The sequence below is a fragment of the Nocardia sp. bgisy118 genome, assembly GCF_057708605.1.
Window position 1 is genome coordinate 106,104 of the sequence record NZ_JBYISM010000035.1, and the last position, 6,031, is coordinate 112,134.

Here is a 6,031-nt window from a genome sequence, read left to right on the forward strand (position 1 = left end):
CCATGACCGAGATCAGAAAGGGGCTGGCCGGAGTGGTGGTCGACACCACCACCGTCTCCAAGGTCGTGCCCGAGACCAATTCGCTGACCTACCGCGGCTACGCGGTCCAGGATCTGGCGGCGCACTGTAGCTTCGAGGAGGTCGCCTACCTGCTCTGGTTCGGCGAGCTGCCCGATGTCGCGCAGCTCGAGCTGCTGTGCCAGCGGGAGCGCGCGCAGCGGCGGGTCGACCGGTCGATCCTGTCGCTGATCGAGAAGATGCCCGCCAGTTGTCACCCGATGGATGTCGTGCGCACGGTGGTCAGCTACCTGGGTGCGGAAGACCCGGGCACGGACCCGGACGGCATTGCCGCGCCGAAAGACCTGCTGGCCAGGGCATTACGGCTCACCGCCGTGTTGCCGACGGTGGTGGCGGCCGATATGCGCCGCCGCCGCGGCCTCGATCCCATCGCGCCGCACTCGCACCTGGGCTTCGCGGAGAACTTCCTGACCATGTGCTTCGGCGAAGTGCCCGACCAGCGGATCGTCCGCGCCTTCGAGGCATCGCTGATCCTGTACGCCGAGCACGGCTTCAACGCCTCCACCTTCGCCGCGCGCGTGGTCACCTCCACTCGCTCCGATCTCTACAGCGCGGTCACCGCCGCCATCGGCGCGCTCAAGGGCCCGTTGCACGGTGGCGCGAACGAAGCGGTGATGCACGCGATGCTGGAGATCGGCGAGCCGGAGCGTGCGGCGGACTGGTTGCGCGGCAAGCTCGCCGCGAAGCAGAAGGTGATGGGCTTCGGGCACCGCGTCTACAAGAACGGCGACTCCCGGGTGCCCACCATGAAGGCCGCGCTGGACGACGTGGCGGCGGTGACCGGCGGGCAGCGCTGGTTGCGCATGTACGACGAGCTGGAACGCGCCATGGCCGAGGCCACCGGCATCCGCCCGAACCTCGATTTTCCGGCCGGGCCCGCGTATTACCTGATGGGCTTCGACATAGAGATGTTCACCCCCATCTTCGTGCTGAGCCGTATCACCGGCTGGACCGCGCACATCGCCGAGCAGTCGGCGGCCAACGCGCTCATCCGGCCGCTGTCGGAGTACGCGGGGGTGGCGCAGCGGGAGCTGCTGGCCGCGGGCGGGGCGGCGCGGCGGTAGGCGACACGGTCGGACCTCGACCGCCGACAGCCCGCGCGTGCCGTGGGCCCGCGCGGTCGGGGTCGGCGCGGACGCTCGCTCAGCCGAAGTGCCGGGCGGGGTCGGGCGAACCCCTATTGAACCAAGCGACTATTTGGTTGAATCGGTGGATCGACCCGATGCCCCGCCCGGCGCCAAGGAAGCGAGCGTTGCCATGACAAGTCCGGACGAACTCGTCCGCGCGATGTGCCAGAGCTGGTCCGATCTCGATCCCGACCCCGATCGGATCAGCTCGTACTTCGCCGAAGACGCCGTGTACCACAACATTCCGATGGAGCCGATCGTCGGCCGCGCCGCCATCCGCGATTTCATCGCCGGATTCCTCAGCTCCTTCGACGCCATCGATTTCGACATCCACCACCAGGTGACGTCCGGCGACATCGTGATGAACGAACGCACCGACACCTTGCGCGGTAACGGTCGCGACACCCCGCTCCCCGTCATGGGCGTCTTCGAGGTGCACGACGGCGCCATCACCGCGTGGCGCGACTACTTCGACATGGCGGCCGTCGACCGCGCCTTCGGCGTGCCCGGCTGAGACTGCGTCGCCTTCTCGCACCGCCTCGGCGATGCCCGGGCTCCGTCGCCACAAGCCATCCGCCGGCCACACCGCGAGCTGAGGGCGCCGACTTCCGGCTCGGCAGTGGCGGGACTCGGCGCCCAGATATGCAGGGCATGCTCCCCCATGCGCAGTCACTACATTGACGATCTCAGCGCTCGGTGCCTTCCAGTAGTGCAAGATACCGGCGTCCGAACAGATAGGCGTCTCCTGGCCAGCGTGCGGAGAGATAGTTGCGATCTTCGACGATGAAGGCGGGGGTGTCGTCGGTGGCGGTGCCGCGTCTGGTGAGTTCGAGTGGGCCGCGCTGGAATTGGGTGTCCGAATTGTCAAGAGCCGCGCGGACCTCGTCCTCGACGTAGGCCGGATACGTGCGGTAGTAGCGGCCGAGTCGCCATGCGGTGCTGAAATACGCGATGCGCTCCATGTATTTGGGCAGGCAGGTGGTGCGGCGCTGGGCGAGCACGCTACGGCCGGTAGCGGGATCTTCGGACCGGGCGAGGACGAGGACACCGTGGCAGATGGCGCCCACCGGCCGGCCCAGGGTCCAGAACCTTGCGACCTGCCGCTGCAGTGTCTCCGAGCCCAGGTACTGCCGCATGCCGGGTGCATGTCCGCCGGGTAGAAGCAGTCCGTCGAAGTCGTCCACGTCGACCTCCGACCAGGAGACCGTGGCGGTGAACTCCGGTGTGCCGGTGAGCTGCTGGTAGAAGGTCCGGGGCTCGGCTTCGGCACCGAGTTGACCGAAGATGACTCCGGTCAGCAGCCGCGGATCCGCCACGGGCACCGTACCCGCTCGCTCGGTGGTGAATACGACCTCGTGTCCGGCGTTGGTCAGGATCCGCCAAGGCACGGCGACCTCGGTAACGTCGAAGTCGTGGTCCGGAACCGGCATGAGAACGCGCATACGCACATCATCGCAGCCGGCACTCATCCGACTCCGGCAGCGTTCGGCGTGCGCCGTAGGTTCCTCAGCCAGGCTGGTCCAGGTGTAGGCATCGTGCTCGGTCAGTTCGATCGGTGTGCGTTCGGCCTGCATGGCTGAGAAGTGATATCGCCCGCGGGGGAACCGCACGGACGCGGCGCACGTCGAACAAAGCAAGTGGGGAGCAATGTTTCGTCGACGTGTGAGGAGGGGTGACATGGAACGGTCGAGGTGTGTGCCGTCGTGGCGGCAAGGGGTGAGTCCCAAGGCGCGGGTGCGTCCGGTGCGGGAGGCGGGGGAGGCTTGCGAGAGTTACACGCCGAGAAAGCGGCGGCAGCAAGGACGTCCGGCGGAGGGGGAGTGAGATCGCCTCTGGCGGAGGGGTGATCGGTGTCAGCCGGGGCAGGGGAGGTTGAGTCCGCCGGAGGGCGGGTGAGATTCGGTGCGCAGCGGCCGGGCCGCGCGGGAAGCGCGGCCCGGCCTTCGTGCTAGCGCACCGCCTTGGCGGCGGCCACCATGTTGCGCAGCGAGGCCTCCACCTCGACCGGGCCGCGGGTCTTCAGCCCGCAGTCCGGATTCACCCAGAGCCGCTCGGCGGGAACGGCTTTCAGTGCCGCGCGCAGCGAAGTGGTGATTTCCTCGACGCTCGGCACCCGCGGGGAGTGGATGTCGTAGACCCCCGGACCCACGCCCAGGTCGAAGCCCGCGGCATTGAGGTCGTCGAGCACCTCCATGTGCGAGCGAGCCGCCTCGATGGAGGTGACGTCGGCGTCCAGCCCCGCGATCGCGTCGATCACCTCACCGAACTCCGAATAGCACAGGTGGGTGTGGATCTGCGTGGCATCGGAGACGCCCGAGGTCGCCAGCCGGAACGAGCCCACCGACCAGTCCAGGTACGCGGCCTGATCGGCGGCGCGCAACGGGAGCAGCTCGCGCAGCGCGGGTTCGTCGACCTGGACGATGCGAATGCCCGCGGACTGGAGATCGACCGTCTCGTCCCGGATCGCCAGCGCCACCTGGCGCGCCGAGTCGGCCGGCGGCTGGTCGTCGCGCACGAACGACCAGGCGAGGATGGTGACCGGTCCGGTCAGCATGCCCTTGACCGGCTTGTCGGTCAGCGACTGGGCGTAGGTGATCCAGTCCACGGTCATCGGCGCGCGGCGGGTGACGTCGCCGAACAGGATCGGCGGCCGCACGCAGCGGGTGCCGTAGGACTGCACCCAGCCGTTGTCGGTGGCGGCGAAACCGTCGAGCTGCTCGGCGAAGTACTGCACCATGTCGTTGCGCTCGGGCTCGCCGTGCACGAGCACGTCCAGGCCCAGCTTCTCCTGGAGCGCGACGACATCGGCGATCTCGGCGCGCATCCGACGCACGTACTCGGTCTGATCGATCTCGCCCTTGCGCAGCGCCGCCCTGGCCAGCCGGATCTCGGAGGTCTGCGGGTAGGAGCCGATCGTGGTGGTGGGCAGTGCGGGCAGATCGAGCCGCTGCGCCTGGAGCGCGCGACGTTCGTCGGCGGGCGCGCGCCGGGTGGCGTCCGGACCGAGCGCGTCCAGCCTGGCCCGCACCTGCGCGTCGGAGAGCCGAGGGTCGGCCTTGCGCGTCGCCGCGGCGGCCCGCGCGGCGGCGAGCTCGTCCGCGATGGCCTCGGTGCCCTCCGCCAAAGCCGTTGCCAGCAGGCGCACTTCGGTCACCTTCTCCGCGCCGAAGGCCAGCCAGGAGCGCAGCCGCTCGTCCAGGCCGGTCTCCGGGCCGAGCGAGTACGGCACGTGCAGCAACGAGCAGGAACTCGACACCGCCACCGACGCCGCGCTGCCCAGCAGCGTGCCGAGGGTGGACAGGGCGCGATCCAGGTCGGTGCGCCACACATTGCGTCCGTCGACCACGCCCGCCACCAGCAGCTTGCCTGCCAGCGACGGCAGCGCGGCCACCGCGGACAGATCCCACGCGGCGGTGAAGTCGAGCGCGATGCCCTCGACGGCGGTCGCCGCGAGCGCGGGCAGTGCAGTCCCCGGAGCGCCGAAGTAGGTGGCGACCAGGATCGCGGGCCGCTCGCTCGCCTCGGCCAGCTCGGCGTAGGTGCGCCGCACCAGCTCGATCTCGGCACCGGTGAGATCGGTGACCAGCACCGGCTCGTCGATCTGCACCCATGCCGCACCCGCGGCGGCCAGCTGCCGCAGCAGGTCGCGGTAGAGCGGCACCAGCTCGCCGAGCCGGTCGAGCGCCGCGCCGCCGGTGCTCTTGGCCAGCTTCAGGAAGGTGATCGGCCCGACCACTACCGGACGCGCAGGCACGCCGAGCTCCTGCGCTTCGCGCAGCTCGTCGAGCAGCTTGTCCGGGTGCAGCGCGAACGTCGTCTCGGCGCCGATCTCGGGAACGAGGTAGTGGTAGTTGGTGTCGAACCACTTGGTCATCTCCAGCGGTTCCACGGTGTCGGTGCCGCGGGCCGCCGCGAAGTACCGGTCGAGCGGATCGACGATCCCCGCCACCCGGGCGGGCAGCGCGCCGAGCAGCACGGCGGTGTCGAGCACCTGGTCGTAGTAGGAGAAGGTGCCGACCGGGATCGAGTCGAGCCCGGCCGCCCGCAGTTCGGCGAACTGGGCGCGTCGCAGGTCGCGGGCGACGGCGCGCAGCTGCTCGGCGTCGATGCGCCCGGCCCAGTACGCCTCGGTGGCGCGCTTCAATTCCCTGCGCGGTCCCACGCGCGGTAGCCCGAGAACGGTTGCGGTGAAGGGTGTGTGCTGAGAAACAGTCACGGTGTGCTCCAGTGCTTTTCAGGTCGTGAGCCATCGCCATGCGAGCACGCGGCGACCGGCCGACGTCGCGGGCAGCCGAGTGGAGACGGAGCCCGGGAAGATCAGCACTGGTGGTCCGCGCGCCCAATCCACGAGGCGGTGGCCGCCGGATACGGCGTATCCGGCACGGCTGGCAGGTCTTCGGACTCGCGGGCACCGGCTGCGGAGCTACGCTCCCGCCGACCTACTTGCCGCCGCTTCCCAGGTCTTGGCCCAGTGCGTGATGACGGTGTTCGTTCCTGCATACCGCTGCGGGACAGTCCCGGATTCCCACCGGGTTCCCTCTCGCCCGCCGCCCGGGGGACCGGGAACGGGTTTCGACTCCGGCGCGCGACGTCGGGGCTCCATCTCGTCGGGCGCACTGGAGAACCAGCTGCGTTGTCCAGCATAAACGGGAGCCGGGGTATTCCGGACGCACCCCCCGGCCCGCCGCGCACCGACGGGGCACGGCGGCGGTGAGATGTGACGCAGGGATGAACGCAACTTCGCAAGCCTGCTAGGTCTCGTTGTGAAGATTGCTGCGAAGGGGACTTCCCTGTCGGTGCTGTATCCGGGGCCGGGTACCTTGGTT

General features: G+C 69.4%; 4 protein-coding genes and 1 riboswitch. Of the genes, 2 read left to right on the forward strand and 2 right to left on the reverse strand.

What is annotated here, in order from left to right; all coding sequences use genetic code 11:
• Positions 1 to 2: 2 nt before the first annotated feature.
• Together AC3EO7_RS32690 and AC3EO7_RS32695 are read left to right on the forward strand one after the other, a co-directional pair.
• Positions 3 to 1,142, forward strand: a complete 1,140-nt coding sequence (locus AC3EO7_RS32690; RefSeq protein ID WP_435593303.1) for a bifunctional 2-methylcitrate synthase/citrate synthase — start codon at positions 3 to 5, stop codon at positions 1,140 to 1,142.
• A 193-nt stretch (positions 1,143 to 1,335) separates the two neighbouring features.
• On the forward strand, positions 1,336 to 1,719 hold the full coding sequence (locus AC3EO7_RS32695) for a nuclear transport factor 2 family protein (RefSeq protein WP_431972683.1): 384 nt from the start codon (positions 1,336 to 1,338) through the stop codon (positions 1,717 to 1,719).
• A 172-nt stretch (positions 1,720 to 1,891) separates the two neighbouring features.
• Here AC3EO7_RS32695 and AC3EO7_RS32700 read toward each other — a convergent pair whose 3' ends face one another.
• Together AC3EO7_RS32700 and metE are read right to left on the reverse strand one after the other, a co-directional pair.
• Complete coding sequence (locus AC3EO7_RS32700) at positions 1,892 to 2,647, reverse strand: type 1 glutamine amidotransferase domain-containing protein (RefSeq protein ID WP_431972684.1); 756 nt, start codon at positions 2,645 to 2,647, stop codon at positions 1,892 to 1,894.
• A 506-nt stretch (positions 2,648 to 3,153) separates the two neighbouring features.
• Complete coding sequence (gene metE / locus AC3EO7_RS32705) at positions 3,154 to 5,421, reverse strand: 5-methyltetrahydropteroyltriglutamate--homocysteine S-methyltransferase (protein WP_435593304.1); 2,268 nt, start codon at positions 5,419 to 5,421, stop codon at positions 3,154 to 3,156.
• Positions 5,422 to 5,575: 154 nt separating this feature from the next.
• Positions 5,576 to 5,781: riboswitch (cobalamin riboswitch) on the reverse strand.
• Between the last annotated feature and the right edge of the window lie 250 nt (positions 5,782 to 6,031).

Coding starts and splice junctions, on each gene's coding strand:
- AC3EO7_RS32690 (WP_435593303.1), top strand. CDS start 3: ATGACCGAGATCAGAAAGGGGCTGGCCGGAGTGGTGGTCGACACCACC.
- AC3EO7_RS32695 (WP_431972683.1), top strand. CDS start 1,336: ATGACAAGTCCGGACGAACTCGTCCGCGCGATGTGCCAGAGCTGGTCC.
- AC3EO7_RS32700 (WP_431972684.1), bottom strand. CDS start 2,647: ATGCGCGTTCTCATGCCGGTTCCGGACCACGACTTCGACGTTACCGAG.